We start from the raw sequence: 22,468 nt of genomic DNA, 5'->3' as shown, positions 1-22,468 counted from the left end.
TTTGTGTACAATTCATCTGAAGTCCTCCTTGGTATGGTGAGTGATGTGGTTGACACCCCTGCATCATACCAAGAGGGCTTTTTTTGATCAAGTCCCCGGAAAAGCTCCTAACGGGAATGCTCCTTTATCTGATCAGCCCATTGCCGTGGCAAATTTATGCGTACGTTTTGATCTACCCGGCGCAGTTCCCGCCACAAACGATACTGTGCCTCGTTTTTTAATGTCAGTTCTGGGAGTTCTACCGCTTTCTTGAACAGCTCCCAGGTGGTGAATAAATGGGATGAACCCCCGTAACCCCTTGGTTCAATCGGCTGTTTCCTTTTCTTCCAGACTTCCACATTAAAACGGACATATAGTCGTACATCCCGCTGATAGCGTCGTGGAAGTTCTTTCATCTCCCGACGCCTCACAATTTGAAAATCCTTCACTTTACCGTAATAGATAATGCCGCCTGGCGGATAATAACGCTTTTGTTGATACAAAGCCACATATTCAATATGGCTCAAATGGTGTTTGACGTTCTCTAGCGGAATATGGTAAAAGCGGTGTCGCAAGCACAGTGAAAGCTGATCATAGCCAGTGACAGCTGAAGGCCGCCGTAACGAGCCCACCAGAACATTGAGGATTGCTTTTTTCCTGGTAAAAAACTCTTCCATGCCCTGAACCGGTGTGGCCCGTTCAAATGATGCTTCCGCTGTTTCTGTGATCAACTGTTCCAACAACTTTTCTACCAAACTGGTCGTTCCAGGCAAAAAGGGAAGTCCACCGATGTTGACAGTGTCTATACTGCGATAAAAGGGGTGCTTCCGGTAACACGCTTCATCCCGGTAAGGAAACAATACATAGGCCCCATACATCAGACGCCGATAACCTGCCCCATCCCCTTCCCGACTCTGGTCCTGGGCAATAATGGCATCCCGATAACGATGCATGGTGTTAATATCATCCTCTTCTGGCCCAGGTTGTCCGTATTTGTGGTGGTAATCACTGCCCGGCAAGGCAGGGTTCAAACGGTATTTAGCATCAAACACAAACTTGCAGGTCACTTGTGAACCTTCTTCCTGTTCACGGCTGGTGAACGCCTTGCGGTACTCCTGTTCAAAATTGTTGAGCTGGCCAATCAATTGCAGCAACATCCATTTCAAAAAGCGGTTTTCCATTGTATCAAAGGAGGGCCGCTTGCGCTCTTCTTTTAACCACAAGGGATCATAGGTCTGACCATACACACGCAGAATCCCCTGGTCATGGGGCTGTAAAAGATGGGGTTTCCTTCCCAGCCAGCGGTGATTGCGCAGGGACGCCTTACGCACCCTGTCTGCCGGCCGAATCATTTCCTCGCGCTCCAACTTGGTATGGGGGTGCAGCTCAATTCGTTCTACCGCCTGTATTAATTGGTTCAAAATGGTCTGCAAGATAGCAAAAAACTCTGCCTTGCTCGGATTTTGACCCTCAAAGAGACCCATCGTATGAAACGTTTTGCGTAAAAAATCATAGATAAACGGTTTGGTTAACCCCCTGTAAGAGGTTCATATAATCCCGGCGGTAATCCATTTTGGAGGGAAAAATCTCAATAGTGACCTTCAGTAACAAGAAATGGCCAGCCAAGATCCTGAACTCCGTATAACCCACCTCATTACGAAAATTAAGGTGTCCGGTCCATAGCTGGGACACCCCTTTTACCTTGGTAACAGCCCGTTTCAGCGTGGGATTGTCATGCTCAAAGGTGATGGACAATCCCGGTTCCTTAACGTGGATAATGAGCTCATAATCCTGGTTTTCATAGAAGACCGGATACACATCAGGACCGGTATAGGGTACCAGTTTATCCACAGTTGATGCCTGTGGATCAAAATGATACACCTTATTTTGTGCAAAGCGAAACGTAAAGAAAAAGAAGATATGGCCGCATAATACTTTTGAAGCTCATCTTCAGCCAACTTTCTCAACGCCACCCTTTTTTCGTTGTCTAGTTTTTCCCATATATCCCGTTTAAACCCAAGATAGATTCTTCCTTCTGTGGTGGTTTTTATTAAGATAGATTTTAATGCTTGATAGGGAGCGTCAAGGATTAGAGATTTTGCTTTATCAATCGTTAGAGATTCAACATGAAAGACTGCTTTATCTGGAGCTTCTACCGTCTTCTCATCACTCGCCCTTTTTAGATAAAAAGCTCTAAACCTATCGGTAACCTGGTCTAGCAGTGCTTGACCGTTTTCATCGACTGATTCTAGGAGTGCAAGGATAAGAACCATCTTATATGACACTTGCTTATGCCGGAAAATGGACTGTAATTCTTGGGGTAAGATCATATGCTATGCCTCCGTTTGATTAACAAAAGTTAAGTAGGCCTGAAATAGTCTTTCCGAATCTAATGTAGCGCCATTGCTTCTAATACTTCCTCTTCGATGCCTAGTTTATTACTAGGCACAATCACACTATTAGCCAATTCTATTTTTTCATTGATAATCCTATGGACGATTTCCTCTACGGTCCCCCTACTTAGGAATCCCTCTTTATCTTTGACAATTGGATAGTAGACGGTTACATCCTTCTCTTGACCAATTCGGTAAGCACGGTCTGTCGCTTGATTTTCTACCGCAGGATTCCACCACCGGGTATAATGGATCACATGATTGGCCGCAGTTATCGTTAGCCCTGTACCGGCTGCTTTTGGTGAAAGGATGAGGACATCAAAACCAGGTTTAGCATTAAACTCATCTACCACCACTTGTCTGCCTCGAGTCATTCCATTAATAATCATCGGATTGATATTAAATTTTTCCATAATATGGCGTTTGAGAATAGCTTGCATCATCCGGTATTCAGTAAAAATAAGTACCTTTTCTCCACGTCTCCTAATCAATTCTAAGATCTCCAATGTTTTTTGCAGCTTTGGAACATCATCGACTGGTAAAGATGAATACGTTGAATTTATTAGCCCTGGATGAGAACATAGCTTTTTTAGTTGCCCAATAGCTTGAATAGGGAGCATTGCTTTATTATGGACTAAGGAAAGGATTTCCTCATATAGTTGTTTTTGCTCAATTCCAAGTGGTACTTCTTCGGTTACAGTATGTTTCCTTGGCAACTGATCTCCTAGCTCACCTTTTTTGGTTCGTCGCTTATAAACCGGTGATATTTTGTAAATCAGCCGTTGTTCAACTTCGCTTACTTGCTGGTCACCTTCTTCCAATGGATGGATAAACTCTTTTCTAAAGTCGTTCAGACTTCCCAATAAACCAGGCTGGACAAAGTCCATTATTGACCACAATTCGCTAAGGCTGTTTTCAACCGGGGTACCCGTTAGGGCCAATCTGCATTTAGATTTTAATGCTTTGATTACCCGTGCTGTCGCTGTTGAAGGGTTTTTGATCTTTTGTGCTTCATCACAAATAACTACCTGCCAGTCGACTTGGCCCATCACAAGTTGATCCCTGACCAACGTTTCATAAGTCGTTAAAACGATTTCATACCTCTTAATAAGGTCTGGATGTTTTACCCGCTCTGCTCCTTGATGGGTATAGAGAGAAAGTGTGAGGTCTGGAGCAAATTTAAGCATCTCTTTCTTCCAATTGTCCATTAAGGTTTTGGGTACAACGATCAATGAGGGACGCAACGACTCTTTACTCTTGAGATAGGCTAAGAAAGCAATCACTTGGATGGTCTTACCCAAACCCATGTCATCTGCTAATAAGCCGCCGATATTTCTAAAATGAAGAGATTTCATCCAGACAAAACCTTCAGATTGAAAAGGCTTCAACGTACCCTGGAATAGTGCAGGCGGCTGTTTATCTAAAATACCTTTTTCCTTCAACTCCTGCTGTATATTTAATAAAGGTTTATTGTATTCCAGTTGGTTAATATTTTCGTATATCTCTAAAACATATGGGAGACGGCTTATATCCACTTGTTTAGATTGACCAATTTCAGCTTCCAACTGATCTGATGCTGCCAAAAATTTATCTGCATGTTCTGGGATTTTCAACCACTGGCCATTCCACTCAATGAATTCTTCTCCTGCATCCCTCGCTTTTTGAACTAATTCCTTGATTTCATCTGTCCCTAACTCTCGGGTTACTTCACCCTCCTCGTTGACCACGGAAAAGCCTGTTTGTAAATCAAACCATCCGCGGTCCGTCTCCTTAGCATATACATAAGGTTGAGCCCGATAAACCTTAATGCCTAACTCCTTAACCCGTTCGCTAAACTTGGCCAAATCTAACTCGATCTCAGGCAAAAAGGACTCCGGGTTTTGAACAAATTTAGGAATATCCGCTCCCGTGATGGAGCCGACTCGGTTAATTTGTTTTGCCTGATCCACAATTTCACGTTTCACAAAGACTTTTTCCCGATTTGGTACCGTAGCGTAGCTACTACCTTGTCTAGCCATTTCATCCAATACATCTTCGTTAATAGGAGCATCGGAAACATATTTGGGTTTAACATGAAGTGTCTGGTCTTTATATTCCAGATCTACATAAATTTGATCAACAAATAGGTATTCTTGTCGTTCCAAATAGGAATTCATCGGGATGTTCAATTCTCGAGCGTGCTTTCTTACCTCAGCAATAAATGCGAAAATGTTTTCCTTGTCTTTCGGATCAGGCATATTTATTAATTTACATTCAAATTTATATTGAGCTTCATCCATCAGGATGAGCTTCCCATTTGGCAATGTGATCAGTGGGCCATTCTGCTTGGCCGTTCGCTCCAAATGCTTCCAATCTTGATACCCTTTTTCAAGAATAAACCGGAAGCGAGGTGTGCCAATAATCCCCTCATGCTCCAGCTTTAGATCTAAACTAACAGGGGTTTCAGGTAGGCCTAATAATCCCCTCTCCTCTGGTTCTAACTCATAAAGATAATCATAATGAAGAAAATAGGATTGGGATTCTTCCTGCAGATAACCGCTATCCCACAGCTCCTCCAATAATTCAAGCTGAGCAATAGTAGACGGTCGAGAACGGAGTTCAGCAATAGATAACCTTAAAGGAAAGTGAAGCGGGGACGCCTCTCCTTGGCGTCGTAGGCTAAAATATAATCCTTTATCTAGCTGTGTTATACCTACCTTTATAGGGTTGGGCATCCTTCTATTACGCAACCGTTGAAAAAGTCTTTTCATTTACCTCAACTTCCTTTATCTTTGATACTTAAAATTCCCCCTTAAATAATGCTGCATGTGTTCATCAAATTTCCCTGTCCAGTATCCTGCATGGGGGAGACGATGAATATACAGCCTGTAACCATCCCGCCTATACTCATCTCTATACTTAAAAAGGTACTCTTTACTCCGCAAAGAACGATAGCCTCTTTGTAAATCTGCAATCTTTTTCAGCACCACATTATAAAATCCTTCCCGATGATAGAAATAGGCGGCCCCTGAATGACCAAATTCAACAACAACGAAAGAGCCGAAGTCCATACAAAGGACAGGCGGTTCATCAAAGACTTTCACGTCTCTCATAAAGTCAAGATATTTCTTCCAATAATTAAAACGCTCATTATCCTTAATCCTGCCAAAAAAGGTTGCCAAGTCATTCTGCATCAGCCACTGGATCACTTTTTGCATTTCTTCATCAGCGAGAAATTGCCAAGGTCTCCGATTGTGGCGTGGGTCACCCAACTTTTGAAGGCCCTGTACAAGAATTTCTTTCTCAAACTGTCGATAATCGCGGTGAGTAAGATAAACCTTAAGTACTGTTTTATAGTCCTCAAGGATCATGTTCTCTAAATAAGACTTAACAGCGACAATGCCTTCCCGTTTCAGAATCCGATCATCAGCTAAACCAAGAACTAACATCTCCTTAATCAACCGGGACTGTAGTACAGTATCTGACTTAATTTTCCAACTTGATAGCACATCAGCAGCTTGTTGGTTTGAGCCTAAAAGTAGTGTTACCAAGCGATCAATGGGATTTCCCTTGTTAGTGAAAGCGTCAGTCAATTGCTGCCGGGCGTGGGGTTCAAGTCCAAGAAAAGAAGCATCCTCCTTACGGAATATAAATTGTAATAGCTTAGGGAGATAGGGATCATCCGCATGGGACTGAAAAATATCCCAGGCTTTACGCCCCACTTCTCGCCTGTATCCAGCCATTAAAATTAATACGATTTTTTGCTGGGTCTCTTTTTCCTCCTGATGGTAAGGATATTCGTAAATCAGCATCCTGATTTTGACTTTGGAAAGGGAACGTCCAAATTCTTTAACAACCTCAGGATCCATGGGCAATGCTCGGATTTCATCCAATAAATCCGGCAATCGTCTCTTGCTCAGCTTAAGAATGATCTCTTCTTCAGCATGTTTATATCTTCTTTCTACCACTTTCCGGGTCTCCGTTAACTTAAACGGTGAAAAAGAAAAAGGGCGAAAACGTAGTTTACCTTTCATTTTGAGTCACCAATTCTTGGATTTGTTCAATCAACTCTTCATCTTTAAGGCGAAATTTAAATTCCACTCTTCGGGATTGATCAGCAACGATCTTGCCTTTTTCATCCACTATAGGCACGCTAAACGAACGCCCGTTAGCTGTAATGACCGTTTTCAACTCTTCTTGATAGTCAAACTTTGGAAAATCATCTTTAAAAATTTCTTGTACCACAGATAAAGCTCTGTTTTGGGACAACTGCAAGTTGTACAAGTAACCTCCGGCTGTATCGGTATGTCCTTCAACAATTATTTGCGCAATATTCTCTCTGAATTGGGGAGATAGCAGGATATCGATGTATTTAGGTATAAATTTTTCAAGATATTCCCGTCCTGTTTCAGAGATAGCACTGCTATTCGTCTCAAAAAAAACACCGCCAGAGAAGCGGATAGCCCCAGTCTGCTGATCCACTTCCATCTCCAGGTCGGAATCTTCGAAGGCACTTACCAATTCTTCAATAATTCTGGTTTTAACACCGATCATTTCTTCAATCATACGATCCTTTTCTTCTATGGCTAACTGATTATTTAATATGCTCACCATTAAAAACAAGGCGAACATTAACAACAATGCAGACATTAGATCTGAGTAAGACATCCAGAAACTGCTATGATCTTCTTCAACCTGCTGGTTTCTGAAACGTCTAAAGGTGCGATAGCCCCTTGACATGCTCCATCATCTTCCTATCCTTGTTTCGTAATTTTTTCAACCTGTTCATTTAGCGCTTTAATATACAGGCCAAACTTTTCTACCCCATCAGGTAATTCACTAACAACTTCTTCCATGGCATTAATCCCGTTTTGAAGATACTGCACGGCTTTAGACAGTTCACGATCAAACTGATCAAAAGTACGTTCTAATCCCTGATACATATGCTCAGCAAATTGATTCATAGAAGAAGAGAGATGCTCGTTCGTTTGACTGAGGAGCTGATGCGTTGATGACCATAGCTCTCTCAAGTTGTCTGTTCTTTCATCCATTGCTACGATTTGTTTATCAAGCCTGCTTAAAACGTCATGGGAAATTTGAGCCACTTTATCCCTCTCTTCTTGTACCTTGGATAACAAATCAACTAATTGCTTTTGTAAAGTTTGATATTGCTCCCCTTGTTCCTTAAATCCACTTAAAACAGATTCCAATCCGCGGCTCATCTCTGCGGTTACTTCCGCTTGCTGGCTTAATGTTGCAGATAACTGCTGATTTGCCTCTGCAGTGGTGGCCACTTCCTTTAAATGGCTATTGATCTGTGTCATTAACTGCTCATAATGCCCCAGTAACTCGGACTGCTGCTCAGATTGGGCGATGATGTCCTGTACGTTTTGATTTAACCTGTCCATATGTTTCTCAAAAAGTTGATCAAAGGTGTTGCGCTCAGCGGTCATTTTTTCCAGCAAGTGAGAAATAGCATCTTGCAATTGCCTGTTGCGGTCTGTTGTTTCATTTAGCTGAGCGACCGTTGATTCTAAAGATGATTGATACTTCGTGATTTTATCCGTATATTGATGAATTTGTTCGGTCAACTTGGTCGTTTTCTCCACCATCAACGATTGCTCTCGTGCCGCCTGTTGCATGGACTCTACCAGTTGGGTCATTTCCTTATGCACTTTCTCCTGCCATTCTACCGTTTTCTGTAATGTTTCCCCTAACTGTTTCATTTGGTCCCCGGCCACATCATTTAACGAATTGACAAAATAATCGACCATTTCGTTAATTCCCTCTAACTGATTATGGGAGGAGTGTTCCAGGGTTTGCTTAATCATGTCATTAGTTTGTTGTAGATGCGGTTCCAATACGCTTTTAAGAGCTTCGTCAAAGCCGGAGACCATTTGCGGGATTAATTGCTCCGACATAAAGGTTTGAAAATCTTCCAAATGTTGTTTTTGGTTGCGCACCATCTGTTGCAAAAAGCTCTCTTCCGCTTGAGTGGGAAAAGCATGATCCAACTCTTGACGCAACTTGTGAAACGAATGAACAAGAAAAGGATAAAACAAAAATTTATCGCATAACTGCCAAATAAGAGACAAAATAATACCCATAATCGAGGAATAGAAGGCGACGGTCATACCACTAATTAAGCTACCAATCCCACCTAATATGGTATCACTGTCTGTTGATATAAACTGGCCGTTTGGCCCCGTTAGACCATCAAGTCCGGCAATAAGCCCCATAAATGTTCCCAAAATCCCTAAGGAGACAAAGATACCAGGTATTACTTCCATAAGCTTACGCCGGCCATACTTATGTACAAAATTTTCTTCTAAAAAGAAATCATAAACATCGGGTACCAACTGTTCTCCACTTTTTTGAAGGACTTGAAATTGTTCGTAATAATTTTGCCAGGCATTGATCAGTTCACGATGCAAAAGCCATTTTTTGCTGAGCCTTTTTCTGTCCATAATCCATTCATTCATCTGCCGCATGTGGGAAAATATCATCTCTGTCTGCCTATCAACTACTGACTGTTTTTCTGCATATACCAGCTCATTGTCTTCGTTTGACTCTAGGCTTCTTAGCTGTGCAATTATCAGCTTATGGGCCTGATTAGCCCTTCCATACCAGATAACAGTCCCGATGAAAGCCAGTGCAAATAGTGTCAACATAAAATATAAATAACCCGATAAGGTCATATTTTGAATCAAAATGTTTAGCACATCGATGATCCAACTATTCATCCTTATGCCTCCTAAGACTTTATGCAGCAGATTCTTAAGACTTATATATTCAACAAAAAATGACAAATTCCCTGCTACTTACCCACCATACGGGATTAATGTAGCAGGGGAACTGAACTTAACAAATATTGCATAGCCTAATCTTTATTCAACTGCTCATAACCAGCACGAATCACCTTGCTCATTAACTTCCGGCGCTCCTCCAGGAAAGTAAAGTAGTCCATCTGTTCCCATCCTTGGGGCAAGGCATGCCATTCCATTACTTGTTTCAATTCGTCTTCAGAGTATTTTTGAGCATACTTAGGAAAGTATTCGGCCGGGGATTGATCGGCTATTTTGGTGTTATCTGTCCACTCCACGGAAGCATAGTTAGCCACCTGGTTTGTCTCTCGTCTTGAAGTGATCCCGATCGACTTCAGATAATTTTTTGGAAACAGATGATGTTTCTCAATGGGACTCCTGTTTGAGCGCAGCGCTGGATCAAGCAGCTCTGAGATTTTCATATCTGAGAATAATACTTTGGCACCCAACAAGTTTAATGCAGCATAATAGGCATAGAATGCAGGGCTTTGACTAGAGGAGGTTTCCAGATCGTTGACAAGGGAGATGTTCCAGAAGTCATTGGTTAACTCATCTGCAATAATTTTTTCTAGTACTTTGGCAAAGGTATCTGCGTCTTTAACCCCTCTCAAACGGGCCAGATCCCTCTCCATAACTGTCTCCGGTGAACCCGTATATCTGCCGGTAATGGAAACCATAAAGTACCATTTAGCAATCAGTTTACGTAAACGGTTTAGCTCCATTTTACAATCGATTTTGCCAATTAAAAACATAACATAGGAATAGATCAAGCCCATTTGTGAACTGATCATCGCACTGCTGCGATAACCTGCCCGAATGAGACATTTAAAGAACTCATGCCAATTTTGCAGATTGAGCACATGGCGGTGAGCCGCTTTTAAAATCTCAAACTGTTCTTCCCGCCGCTCATTGGAAATTCTCCAGTTTGCAGGTCTTTCCCGCGCAAAATGGAATACACATTTTTCAACCTTGCCCGCTTAAAGCCTAAGCCGATAGATGCTCGTAACAATTGATCAGGCGGGGCTTTGACAGCAGCTGAATGAAGCTCTGGATCATGGCTCTCATTTAACGAGATATGTTCACCCTCAAATTGAGATTGGAACAGCCAGTAGGAATCTAAAGAAATAATGGTGCCATTTTCTCTTTTTGCTAAATATAACAGTTCAGCCGTCAACTCCCTACCTGTTCCATCCGTAATAACCAAATCACCAAACTTCTCTTCCAATTCCATTTGCCATTGTTTTAATACCAGGGGAGGAACCAAAATTAAAATCCGCTTGACACTTTCCCTTGCTTTTAGTTCTTTAATGAGCATCCCGGCCCCACTTCTATCTGATGAGGCAACGGGATTAAATTCTTATTTCCCAAACGCCGCCCTTTTGAAAAACGCTCATCCACTTGGAAAGCATAATATTGTAAACCGTTTCTGGAAACTGAGCTCCCCTGACAATATCGCCAACTTTAATCACCGCACTCACCTGCTCACGATCATTTCTATCGGACAGTGTAATGGAAAACAATATATTGCACTTAAAAGCTCTGCTCTACTTTAAAGAGAGCAGGAGTTGACAGAGGCCTGCTCTTGATGAGAAGCATTTTGTTTCTTCCTTCTACTTTTTAAGCCCACCATGACCATACCGCCCCCTTGTCTTGTAATTGAAAACTGGTCATTTTTAAGTTCATCAATCGAAATCGTAAATTCGAAGGGGAAAAAGAGCGGATGGTCATGGATCTTTTCTATCGTCATGGCCGTGGACTGGGTGGCCCGGAGCAGTACTTCGGTTAACCATTGTTTTAATTCAAGGGAGGTAATCTGAATCATCTTGGCAACGGTATGCCTATGTTGTTTATGAGCATGAATAACCCCCCAGGAGCGCAAGGACATCAGTACTGCACCGGTAGCGACTTCCACACGCCGGCGGTCACCATACAAACTTTTCATCCTGCGGCCGATTTGTTCACTTGACACTTCATCTTGCATGCGAAACAGATAGCCCATTTCTTGGACAAAATCTTTGACAAAGGGATAAGCCAGAATCGTTAAACCCCAGTGCAGAAGCAAACGTTCTGCAGGAGGCAGACTGGGGAAGAGTTGAATGGCCCGCTGCTGAATGGGTTGATGTGCTTCGGGGACATGACACCATATTTTAAATATAATGGTTCTGGTATTCCGGCGGGCTTTTTGGCCACCTATATCTCTAGCCAGGTAGTCATCCATTTTTTCATAAAGTTCCTTTGGATCTGTCCGGGGTAATTCCCGTGCCATGTAGTCTAATTGATGTAACTGGACCTTTTGGTCAAAGCCAACCATCTTTTTCATCGTTACGACCTCACTGCCTGTGTTGTTTCGGGGTAATGTGAACAAAAGGAACGATCACTTCTTCAATACTGATGCCACCATGACTGACCACTTGTTCCCCTTGGTGAATAAAGGCTTCACCGCTTTTGGCCAACAGCATAAAACGCTCATCAGGCAAGCCAATATTGGGCCAAGCGATGGAGGCATATTTTGCTGCCGCTTGATTGCGCAGCTGTTCACTTCTATATATTCTAACACGTTCTCCCCGTGTTTCAGCAAGCACGCCTTCATTAATCCGGCCAATCCCGATACTTTCTTTATTGCCATGATCCGAGGTAAGGTAGACGCTAAAACCAGCCGCCAATAAATCTTGAATCAGCTGTTTTAAATATCCATTTCTTAGCCAGACCTCAATTTCTGCTATCAAACCTTGATGTCCTTGTATGGCTCCATGTATCAAACGGTCGATGGTATCCATGATGAGCCCGGCCATTTTTATATTACTGCGCTGTAAAGCTTGCACTTTTTCCGGTTGATACGCCCCCTGCCCTAACCCTTTCTCATAACTGATCTGCCGCTTGGCCATGCCCTGCTTTTCCCAAAAGGACTGCCAGGCAGACGGCTCCCTGCGCGTGGTATGAATCGTTTCGGCAAAGTGAAAAGGAAGTTCACCAGAAAACAACGCTTGTCTCGAGACTGAAGTGACCGTAGGGACCCAAGCAAACACACCTTGTTCTTGGCAATGAAAATCGATACTTAACGCGGAACGAATTTGTTTCCACTGGATAAAACTCATGCCATCTAAAACCACCAGTGCTATTTTGTCTGCCTTTTGCAAACTTAGATAGTGTGGAATATGATGGACCATCACTGGCGCTTTCAGATACGGAAGATTGGCCAGCGCTGGATATTCTGTTAACATCCAGGCTTCGAAGTACTCCTCAAGTCTTTGTTCCAGTTGGCTTAATTCAGCATTGGCAAGTTGATATTTCACGTTTAAAAATTTGGCTTCAGCAAATAAGGGCACGATCTCTAGCCAATGTTTATACGAAAGCTTTTCATCCAATTTTGCTTTTAGTTGTCCAGTCAAGGCTGCTACCCGCGTTTTGCTGTTATCCACAGAGTCTGCTTTTATCCCTTGATGAGCCCAGTCCGGTAAATGGTGTACATCAATATCGCTGACAGGCTCTAATTTACCTTCAACGAATAACCGGGTGAGATCATGGCGCAAATAAGCGGATTCAAAGGGATGCTGCTGATGGTAGTGATCGTCATAATGTTCCTTGGCCATGTGTTGTGCTTGTACCCATTGGTGTAAATATGTTTTCCATTCATGATGCAGATATTGATAAAAACAGGCTTTTGAGGTGATCAGTTGCTCTACCGGCATCGACCGGAGAAAAGCAGCCTTTTGGAAATGACCGGTTAAATATTGTTCAAGCACAGGCGGCATATCAAAGGGGCTTTCATGTTTTTTAATCAACAGCCGCAAAAACTCCGCTGGCGAATCGACAATGTCATAAGGCAGTTTAAACACTTTTCTTAGTAAAAAGTCAAGCGTCTGTTGAGATGAAAGAGGCCCTTGTACCTCCCGGCTGAGAGGGTACAAGGCATCTAAAGTGCGGGCGTCAAGCTGCCCGATGATTGACGCTGGAAATTGTGGAAACAGCTTAGAGATCCTTAGTTCAATTGGATGTCCTGCTTTTAACACATCGTAAGGCAGGACATCAAACGATTTGTCTTGGAAATGAATCAGGAGATATTTATCCTCTTTCTGATCCCGGTAATAACGTTCATACAGATAACGGAATTTGGCCCGGTCCTGAAACTGGATGATTTCAATCCCTTTGTCCTGTAATGACAACAGGACGGTTTCATCATACAACAGGCCTTCAGAATCGGAGACAAGCAAAAGATGAGGCAGAGGGGCTTTAAAATAGGCCAATATACCATCACGCCAATTGTTCACCTTACTCACCCGCTTCATTACAATCCCAGACGGATATGGGCATTATCGTAGTACATCAGAAGCTTATCGTCTTCCTGCAGCACTTTTTCCGGCAAGCGCTCGCCCACTTTGACAATAGTTTCATAATCTTTCTCTGCCCAGGCTTTCTTAAACCCAGCACGAATGGCCTCAGTGCGGAACTGTTTCAATTTCTTTTTGCTGCTTTCAATTTGTTGTTTATAAGCGGCAAATTCCCGTAACAATGCTTTTTCCCGCAGTTTTTCCAAATCGGCTTGTTTGTTCGGATCGGGAACATACCAGCGGTTTTTCGCCTTTTCTTTTAATCTTGGATCGTCTTTATCCAACCCCCGCAAGTCTTTGTAATTGCTGCTGAGATAGCTGTGGATTTGACTGGGAACAGGACCATCCCCTTCATACTTCAAGAAGTTTTGTTCCAGCAGTTCATCCAGTTCAGGCAGCTTCTCATGTTTGGCAATATGCTGAATCTCTTTCATAAAGTCAGGCTGTAGATCCTGGCGGGTTTGAGGTTTCTTCAGCAACTGCTGGCGAAGCCACTCAATAGCACTGTTCTCATCAGAAACGAACAGACTCAATTGGGTAAATTCTTTGGCTAAAATGCGTTTCTTATCATATTCCGCCACTTGGCTCTCTAAAAAGGCCATTCCGTCACGCATGGGGAACCGCTGGGCAACCCCCTCTTGAAACTCTGCTGACGAGATGGGGACAGGCAGTCCGTTTTGAACGTGGTAAGCCACCATGCGGTCAAACAGCGCACGAGGTGTCCGCTCCACTATCAACTCTGCTTTGCCTTTTTCTCCTTTAAAGACTGGCAATTGTTCTAAATGTTGTTTGACAAAGGTCCAAGCCGACTCTTCGGTATTTTGTTCCCGTTTCATTTTGTCGATGTACTCTTGCTTAGGTTTATAGGCTGAGATAACAAGATCTTGTTTTACCGCTGTTGTACTAGTAACAGCGTTAAAGCTGCCTTGTTTTTTATCCAACGCAGAAACGTTAGCAATAACAAAGCCGGCCCGCTGTATAGCTTCTTGAATGGCATTCCAAACAGTGGATTGGGAGTTACTAAATTCTACAGTCATCCAACGCCCTGGTTTTAAGACACGATAATACTCTTTAAAACAAGCTTCCATTAGTCGTTGGTACTCAGGTAAGCCTTTGCCTTGAGTTTTATTTACAATGGCCTCGGGCTGATTATTTGTAAATACTTTTAACCATGCTTCCCACAGAAAATTTAACTCGGAGTACATTAAATTATTTCCGAATGGTGGATCAGTAAATATATAATCCACTTTTGTATCTGGTAGACAATTATTTGAATTTGTTATCGTTTCTAAAATACAATAAGACATCGTGGGTTTACTGATTTTAGAAAAATCTCTTAGTTTATGCTTTAAAAGTTTATAAACAGTATTTTCAGTCCATAAGGATGGAATAAACAACGTACCACTAACAGTTCCCATTTTCCTATCTAAGGTAAATTTGTACATTTTAGTGGTCCGAATAAGCCCAGAAGTAAACCAAGTAAATAACAAAGTATTATTAGTCTTACATCTTATTATTTTTTTCATTGCCGTTGCTAAAACATATAGATTTCTTTTTGTATAAAAATGATGAACATGGGTAATACCCAGCCTATCATTTCTCCTAGATTCTTCTCCTTCAGGCATCCGATCCGTCGGATACCAATAGGGGATCTCCATGTCCTCTATTTTTTGAAGCAAAGCGAAGTCTTGGGCATCTGGCTGTTTGTCATAACGTTTGTTGCCAACGGAATAATTGATTAACACCGGCACCTGTTTGGCTTGACGCACGGTTTCACCAATTGCCGGATCATACTTGGTTTCCCAGGCCCGTTCCACACTGCGCTTGGTATGCTCAGCACCACAAGATGGACAATGAAAGGTGTCCCGCACTTTTCCGGCATCCTGGTCAACAGCGGCTTCCCAAAAAACGATTTCTTCTGCACAATGAGGACAGACAAAGACATCGCTCCACACCGTATAGTTAATCCGCCCTTTAATGGGGTTTCCGTTACTGTCGGTTTGTGGAACACCGTCAATGACATGTCGTGTTTCATACATCCATCCACATTCTTTTTCCACTTCTTCCAGAATACGCGTTGCTTCTTTCTCAAACACCTCTACATCAACAGGTATGTTGTAATTATAAGCAATGAAGGTCGCTGCTGGAGAAAGGTCGTTGAGAATGGCTTTTCTTGGACCCAGTTTTGAGAACGGCCGGCCTTTTTCATCTAAAATGGTTCCATCGTCTTGTACTTGATATCCTAAGCTTTCAACCGCTTGGCGGTCCCCGCACAACTGGGCAGCCACTCCTGTCATGCCGGTTCCGGCAAAACCGTCAAAAACAATATCTCCGGGGTTGGTGTAATGCAAAATATAGCGCATGATGGCTTTATGGGGCACTTTCGTATGATAGCTGTGCGCATTATAAATCGGGTCATTCTTTCCTTCGCTCACATCTGCAGCAAAGGGCTCCCGGTGATACTCCTCTTCTTCCCCATACTTCTCTTTTTTTTCTTTCTCCCACTGTTCAATAAAATCATTAAGCCACGGATTTGGACACGCTGTATAATAAGGGGGATCCGACAGGGCGAGGATGTCTTCATCCTCACCAATCGGAAATCCCTCCATTTTCTTCAGTTCTGGCAGTTTTTTGCGCAGCTCTTCGGTAAAATAGGCCCGGCGCTCTTCATCATTCTTAAACGTCATGCCGAGACAAGTGACAGGACCTTCTTGTTTGGTTTCTTCTTTGTCAAACAAAGAGATCTGCTCAGGATTGGAACGACTCATGTTTGCCCTCCTTACCCAGGTTCAGCATAATCCGGATATTTTTGGTGGTTGAAGCGCCAATGCGTTCCCTCATCATGTTTTCAAAACGTGTTCTCAAATCTTCCACTGTCAATGGATTGCCTCCTGCCATCATTTCTACCAGATCGTCGATGGTCAACTCAATTTTTTCAATCCCCTGCAACAGCTCTTGTATCGCTTGGATAAGTTGTACGTTAAGAGGCAAGCTGAATGCCCCTTGGCTGATGAGTTCCTCGATGAGCTGTTGCTGTTCGGACTTCAAAAGGGAGATATTTTGTTTGATTTCAGGATCATTAAAATTGGTTAAAAGTGTCTCCGTCCATGAATCCAGTAAATCTTGCAGCTGGTTTTCCAGTTCCTCTAAACTGGTATACTGCACATGTTGCTCATCTTTAGGACGCAGTTTACAGTGTGGACAAATAGGCGAATGTTCTAAGTCATTCCTGGTCAGTTGCCAACAAGGTTTCAATTCGTTCACTTTTTGCTGCCACTGATGAAGCTGCTGTTTGGACAGTATATCAATGGCCGATAACTGCTGCAGAGCACGGTGGCGCGGGTCATCCAACAGCTGCTGCTTTTTGGCATCTTCAGTGGCACTTAAGCGTGCTTTGGCATGTATGGCCATGTAGATGTCCTGATACTCTGCTTTTAACTGTTGGAGGGCTTGCAGTTCCTGATGAGCCCCATCTCCCTGTTTTAAAGCATCGATCAAATCGGATAGCGCCCGCTCCGCTTTATCTTGCCAAGGATGGTTTGAAGGGAGAAGGTTCAGGGCAAGCTCAATATAGTTGGCCACTTTGGATGTTTCTTCAGCCCGTTTTTTAAGCTGCTCTAGCCTTGTCACAAGCTGGAGGGTGTGCTGATAGTCTTTCACTTCCTCAGCCGTATATTTAAAATGCTTCAGTTTAGCTGGTGTATTATACACTTGCAGGTTTTGAAGAAAGTCCTTTAACTGGTTTAATTGATTCCGGTAGTCTGCAACATCGCCTCTATCTAGTAGCGTTGTATTCAAAATAGGAATGCCATCTCTGATGTCATGAGCTAAGGCAGCCACTTGCTTCAAGATGTCTTCCGATTTTATTCTCAATTGCCCAATGCCCTGAGGGAGAGCATTTTGATTTAATAAGCCTTGGGGAATGTTAAACAGGTTAAACAATTCCCTCAGAGCGGGGAGGGGCAGTTCACTTGGTTTCTTTATGTGGCTAAACTCAACCAGCTCATCAAGGGGAAGTTTAATCAGCTCATCAAATTTCATGGCGTCATAGGTGGTGCCATTAATCGTGATGACAATATCCCCATTGAAGACCATCGCCGCTAACACAACCATAAACAACTCCGGTTCCAGCTGGAATTGGACGGTTCTCTTCACTTCTTCACTGCCATGCGTTTGGACTATTTCAATCAATTCGGAAGCGTTGATTACTTGCCCCTCTCCTCTTTGCTCTAGTAAGTCAAGGACCCATCTGGCATATCCAGACTGATGAACGTTTAGTTTACCATTGTCCAACAGCACCAGCCCATCAAGAATGGCAATCCCATTTTTCGTTTGAGGTTCTGGTATATTTTTTAATGCTTCTGGAATATAATTGTTTTTCATGCTCTCACTGGTAATCGGGGTCTTCACTTTACTAAAAGCTGGGTAGTCTGGATATTTTTCATTAAACCATGCAGACAAGCAATCCCCCGCAGCGGTATCGATCATTTCCCGGACCGTCGCCCTGGCTGGAGCGGCGAAGCTCCATTCGGCCAGCTTTTTCGTTTCACCCCGGTAGGTGATTTTATAGGCAGTAGGCATATGTTCGGTCAGCCATTTGACTAATTGTTTTAAGTATGTGTTCGCTTTTTCTTCATATAATCTTCTCGTGCCACTCGTTGCCGCCAGCGCCATCTCTTTAGCACCGGCATACAACTGCAAGTTGCGGATAAACGTTTCATCTTTGGTGTCTAATTTAAAGAATACCTCATCAGGCTTTTCTTCATCTTTAAATTTTGGTGGATCAAAGGGCTGAAGCATATAGATGTAAAAATCTCGTTCCGGTTGAGCCGTGGACCGTTCGTTTGGCGCGCCAAAGAACAGATAACCAGGCCGGGTCACCCGTTTTTCATACCATTCCAGTTCATGGGACCATATTTTAAAACCAGTGACATAGGTCCGGTCAATATCACTGTCGGTCACTTGGGCCAAAATATCAAAATAGTAGCGGTCCAACTGATGATCACTTAAGGTTTCTGCTTTTTGTTCTATTAAACTGTCCACATCAATATCTTTATCAATGTCTAGATAATATTGTCCATTCTCCTGATTGACAGAGATGTACTGGTAGCTTACTGTCTTCAAAATCTCTTTTAACACCGATTCAATAGTAGTACGTAAGAATTCAGCATCTTGTTCAGGCAGATCTGCGTATAAAAACAAATGATCACGCAGTTCATCAGCTGTCACGCCCACTTTGGAGTGAATATCATCTGTCGTGAGGCGAAAGACAGCCAGTGCTTGCACAATCCGCTTAGCCATTGGCCGGTAAGCGGGCCGGGTAAACGCATTGTCGATGCGGTCTAATAAGATGTTCACTTTAGACATGACTGCTTTTACATTAGAGTTATTTTTAAGTGACCGGTCCCCTTCAATATGTGGCCAATAGCTGTCATAGGAGATCAGCCCGGGGTGGTCATCCGGTACGTCCTTATCCATCAGCTTTTTCATTTCTTGACTGATTGTCTTGAGGATGACACGTTTTTCTGCCACAGATACCTTTTCAAAAGTAGATAAATAAGCCGGATGAACGGGGAAGAGTTCTATATATTTTTCCAGTTGTTCATTCAGTTTATCGTATAATGAGGTAAACTTTTGCAAGTGTTCACGAATCAATGCCTTTTGCTTCTCATCTTTTTTCAACAAACGTTGAGAGACAACGTATTCGATGTCTTCACGGACAATCACCGCTTGCTCCATCCGCTCCTTTACCCGGCTCAGTTGCTGGGCAACAAATTGAAATGTGGGGTTGTCAAAGAGCATTTCTTGCACCCCAGCCATAAACCGGAAGCGGGTGGTGCGGCAGATTTCTCCCATAGCCCGTAAAAAGTTCAAATCTAAAATTAATTCCTGTTCTTTACGGGAGCGCAAGAAATCCAAGAGCTCATCAATGACCAGCAAGAAACCATGATCAGGATATACTTCGTTAAAAGCAGCCATCATGGTCAGCAATTCATCTTTGTTGCTTTTGACATGCTCCAGGTCTGGCAGCTCGTAATCGACGCCTATTTCCTGCATATACTCGGCCATATATTGAAACAACACGTCACGGAAAGGCATCGTAATCCCATCAAGTTCAACTCGCAAAACCTTAAATTTCCCTTCGATTTCTTTGGCCCGTTTGGCTACACGGTCATTGTTGATACGCTCACTGGTTCCTTCTGTTTCAGCAATCGTTGATATCACACTCATTAAGTGGGATTTACCTGTTCCATAATTCCCCACAATAAAGAGGCCTTTATTATCTGCCGGGTAATTAAATTGAAGTTGTTCAATAATGACCTCATCAATGACTTCAACCATATGCTCAGAGATGACATATGTATCAATCAGTTTAAAGGCATATTCTTTTTGGGCCGCTCCTTTTAGTTCAACAACCGATTCCACGGGTTCAAAGTGAATAAGGTCTCTGTACTTCATTCCGACACTCCCCCTTTATATACGCATGATATATTGTTCAGATCCCTGCTTTTGATAAAACTCCGGGTGTTCAGGTGTAGCATATGTTAAAGTATTGTCCTGCACCTCTCCTGGCCACAACACAATTAAAACTTTGTTGCCACTTAAACTTTCTAATAAGCGGAGGGGATCTTGTTTCAATTCGGGATCGAACAGGTACTCCATCTTCTCAAAGCAGATCACATCAGTATCATACCTATGTATCACTTGACGCAGGGTTGAGCTCACTTCTCTGGGACGTTTTTGTTCGGGGACACTTTTTAATTGTTCTGACAGAATTAAGCTAAGATTGAGGATGGGAATATTAAGCTGTTTTAAACAGCCAAGAATTTCAGGCTTATTAACCTTTCTTTCAGGTATAATGAGCAATTGGTAACGCTGTCCTTTAATTTGTTCAATTTCTCGGCTAATAAAATCTGCCGTTATCATAGCGACACCCCGTATAGGTCTAATGTAGCACAATTCTATTATACACTCGTATCTTTCACCGTTGGAGGAAAGATCCTAGTTTAATAGTAGATGTTGAAAAAGTCATCAGTTTGTTATAATCAGAATAGGGAGGGATACAATATGCAATGGGATGAAGTACGTCGGCTATATCCAGATAAATGGGTTCAACTTGAGGCCAACAGTTCATACATAGATAAGAACAAAAAAATTATCAAAGATGTCACGGTGATACGATCCATTGACAATGACCTGGAAGCTACAAAATTGTTGTTAAAATGTAGTGGTGACACTTTTGTATATCATACCTCAAAACCACAAATTGTTATGAATGTTATTCGCAAACCTTCTTATCGAGGACATAAATGACAATGAATTTGGATTATAAAAATGGTCTATTGTATACATCTATTACTCTGACGTATCAAGGAAAATCTGCTGTGATAGAGCAGGTTATTGTTGACACTGGAGCAGCACAGACTCTTATTTCCGCTGATGCTGTTTTTGATTTGGGCATTTATGCAACTCCTCATGATGAATTAACAATTATGAGTGGAATTGGTGGCGTGGATTATGCTTTTAGAAAAAGAATTGACCGAGTAACATTCGGATCGTTTGAAGTACATAGTCTTCCTCTGGACTTTGGCAACCTGGATGAAGGTTTCGGCATCAATGGAATTATTGGTCTGGATATCTTAGTAAAAGGAAAATTTATTATAGATTTAGCTGATATGATCATCTTGCAGAAATAAAGACAACGAACGTTATTTTTATCCATATGTGGGTTAATGTAATTGAGTTTGCTTTAATATTATTTACAACTGATTTGAGTCAATATCTTGGAAACAACTGAAATAGAGCTAATCTGGTAGAACTATACTAACACCTCGACTAAAGCACCTATACCAAACTATAAAATATAATATCACGTAATAACATAAAGCTCACTTATTCATTTGACTATAATAATAGATTCCAAACCCCTAGTTCTTTCTTAAATAAAACGAGATTTTTTTGCTTCATAGGAAATTGCACCTTCTATATTTAATCGACCAATGCAAATCTTCGTCTCTTCGAATCATGCACATACGAATCAAGGCGGAAACAATATTGAGTGGACACTGGCTTTTCTACCTTTTCCAATACTTGATGATACGAATTCTATAGAAAATCACAGACACCTAAAGATTCAAGAATCTCCAACAGTTCCGGATTTGCACTGTGTTTGGCCAGGTCAAGTTCATATTCATCCTCTTCATAACCTGTTAAGGAGCCTTGTTGTGTAATGCACCGTCCTAAGCGCAACAAATCTGCATCATTGTTCTTACTTTCCTCCTCAGAACAACTCATATAAAGTTCCACTTTCAACAAGTCGTGCCCAATAAACTCTAATGCAGAAATCGGTAATCCGTTGCAGCATGACCCTGAAACATCCGGAAGAAGTGTATTCCTAGAAATTTTAAATTTCAATATAAGCTCAAGAAAGCTGAACGTAGAGGAACATACTGTTTTGGGATTGGTCGTGTCAATAGCAGTTAGATATTCTTTTAGAAGGGGAATTAAATAGCACTGATTAAAATTGGGAAGATCTAACTCCGAACATAATAACCAAATATCATGCTCAATATCCAAAAAAGAATCACGCAGATTCAAAAAATCAACATAGGAAACGGCCCTTTCCTTTACACTAAAGGAAAGAAATTTTTTCAATGACAAATAAGCCTGAAACGCCAGAGTTTGAAACTCATACCATTTGCCTCTTTGAACGATAAAAGGAAAAGATAATAACATGTCCAAGTTAATTTGTCCTGTTTCCAGTTTATCCTTAAAGGCTGGATGAGTTTCAATAGTATGCCCGGAAAAAATAATCTGTCCTTTTCTCATCATGTCAAAGGCAAATTCAGAAAACATTTCAACAATAGAATTTACATTTCTACTAGGAGTCGTATTGCTAGATTGATTGATTAAAAAATAACTGTAATTTAAAACTTCATGACAACCTGTTGTCAAAATGGGCTGT

At 42.1% G+C, this 22,468-nt stretch carries 15 protein-coding genes and 1 pseudogene; 2 read left to right on the top strand and 14 right to left on the bottom strand.

The genetic code is table 11. The features are described 5' to 3' along the window. Window positions 1-107 precede the first annotated feature (107 nt). The 13 genes and pseudogenes from IEW48_RS12915 to brxF all read right to left on the bottom strand — a co-directional run bounded on the left by IEW48_RS12915 (window position 108) and on the right by brxF (window position 20,430). Complete coding sequence (locus IEW48_RS12915; RefSeq protein WP_503826751.1) at window positions 108-857, bottom strand: DUF8743 domain-containing protein; 750 nt, start codon at window positions 855-857, stop codon at window positions 108-110. After that, window positions 834-1,629 (bottom strand): annotated as a pseudogene (locus IEW48_RS17830) (DUF2357 domain-containing protein); the annotation flags it as partial. The pseudogene IEW48_RS17830 and the gene IEW48_RS12915, both read right to left, overlap by 24 nt. 739 nt (window positions 1,630-2,368) lie before the next feature. Beyond that, window positions 2,369-5,122 (bottom strand): DEAD/DEAH box helicase, encoded by a 2,754-nt coding sequence (locus IEW48_RS12905; RefSeq protein WP_188624114.1) that lies wholly within the window; start codon window positions 5,120-5,122, stop codon window positions 2,369-2,371. 15 nt (window positions 5,123-5,137) lie between these two features. Then, window positions 5,138-6,385 carry an EH signature domain-containing protein gene (locus tag IEW48_RS12900; RefSeq protein WP_188624113.1) on the bottom strand — a complete coding sequence of 416 codons (1,248 nt, stop codon included), beginning with the start codon at window positions 6,383-6,385 and terminating at the stop codon, window positions 5,138-5,140. After that, window positions 6,375-7,091 carry an OmpA family protein gene (locus tag IEW48_RS12895; protein ID WP_229704047.1) on the bottom strand — a complete coding sequence of 239 codons (717 nt, stop codon included), beginning with the start codon at window positions 7,089-7,091 and terminating at the stop codon, window positions 6,375-6,377. Before IEW48_RS12895 ends, IEW48_RS12900 begins: the two co-directional genes overlap by 11 nt. 14 nt (window positions 7,092-7,105) lie before the next feature. Then, window positions 7,106-9,094 (bottom strand): hypothetical protein, encoded by a 1,989-nt coding sequence (locus IEW48_RS12890; RefSeq protein ID WP_229704046.1) that lies wholly within the window; start codon window positions 9,092-9,094, stop codon window positions 7,106-7,108. Between the two features lie 137 nt (window positions 9,095-9,231). Further along, window positions 9,232-9,966: a hypothetical protein gene (locus tag IEW48_RS12885; protein WP_188624111.1), complete on the bottom strand. Its 735-nt coding sequence runs from the start codon at window positions 9,964-9,966 to the stop codon at window positions 9,232-9,234. Between the two features lie 86 nt (window positions 9,967-10,052). Then, entirely contained in the window at window positions 10,053-10,490 is a 438-nt protein-coding gene (locus IEW48_RS17660) for a DEAD/DEAH box helicase family protein (protein ID WP_188624110.1), read from the bottom strand. Window positions 10,491-10,724: 234 nt separating this feature from the next. Continuing rightward, window positions 10,725-11,495: a hypothetical protein gene (locus IEW48_RS12875; protein ID WP_188624109.1), complete on the bottom strand. Its 771-nt coding sequence runs from the start codon at window positions 11,493-11,495 to the stop codon at window positions 10,725-10,727. A gap of 10 nt (window positions 11,496-11,505) precedes the next feature. Then, a complete protein-coding gene (pglZ, locus tag IEW48_RS12870; protein WP_188624108.1) occupies window positions 11,506-13,443 on the bottom strand; it encodes a BREX-3 system phosphatase PglZ in 1,938 nt (645 codons plus the stop codon). 17 nt (window positions 13,444-13,460) lie between these two features. After that, complete coding sequence (locus tag IEW48_RS12865) at window positions 13,461-16,271, bottom strand: DNA methyltransferase (RefSeq protein ID WP_188624107.1); 2,811 nt, start codon at window positions 16,269-16,271, stop codon at window positions 13,461-13,463. Beyond that, on the bottom strand, window positions 16,252-19,962 hold the full coding sequence (locus IEW48_RS12860; protein ID WP_188624106.1) for a DUF6079 family protein: 3,711 nt from the start codon (window positions 19,960-19,962) through the stop codon (window positions 16,252-16,254). The genes IEW48_RS12865 and IEW48_RS12860 overlap by 20 nt, the downstream gene beginning before the upstream one ends. A gap of 15 nt (window positions 19,963-19,977) precedes the next feature. Continuing rightward, the gene (brxF, locus tag IEW48_RS12855; RefSeq protein WP_188624105.1) at window positions 19,978-20,430 is read right to left on the bottom strand and encodes a BREX-3 system P-loop-containing protein BrxF; all 453 of its coding nucleotides are present in this window, start codon (window positions 20,428-20,430) and stop codon (window positions 19,978-19,980) included. A 141-nt stretch (window positions 20,431-20,571) separates the two neighbouring features. On the opposite strand from brxF, the gene IEW48_RS12850 reads away from it, so the two are divergent. Continuing rightward, the gene (locus IEW48_RS12850) at window positions 20,572-20,817 is read left to right on the top strand and encodes a hypothetical protein (RefSeq protein WP_007504070.1); all 246 of its coding nucleotides are present in this window, start codon (window positions 20,572-20,574) and stop codon (window positions 20,815-20,817) included. A gap of 2 nt (window positions 20,818-20,819) precedes the next feature. Continuing rightward, window positions 20,820-21,200, top strand: a complete 381-nt coding sequence (locus IEW48_RS12845; protein ID WP_229704045.1) for a retropepsin-like aspartic protease — start codon at window positions 20,820-20,822, stop codon at window positions 21,198-21,200. A 409-nt stretch (window positions 21,201-21,609) separates the two neighbouring features. Here the strand turns inward: IEW48_RS12845 and IEW48_RS12840 are convergent, their stop codons facing one another. Next, window positions 21,610-22,458: a hypothetical protein gene (locus tag IEW48_RS12840; protein ID WP_188624103.1), complete on the bottom strand. Its 849-nt coding sequence runs from the start codon at window positions 22,456-22,458 to the stop codon at window positions 21,610-21,612. Between the last annotated feature and the right edge of the window lie 10 nt (window positions 22,459-22,468).

Origin of the sequence: Caldalkalibacillus thermarum (assembly GCF_014644735.1) — a bacterium.
In the GTDB taxonomy this organism is placed as follows: Bacteria; Bacillota; Bacilli; order Caldalkalibacillales; family Caldalkalibacillaceae; genus Caldalkalibacillus; species Caldalkalibacillus thermarum.
This window is presented reverse-complemented; position numbering and strand designations above follow the sequence as displayed.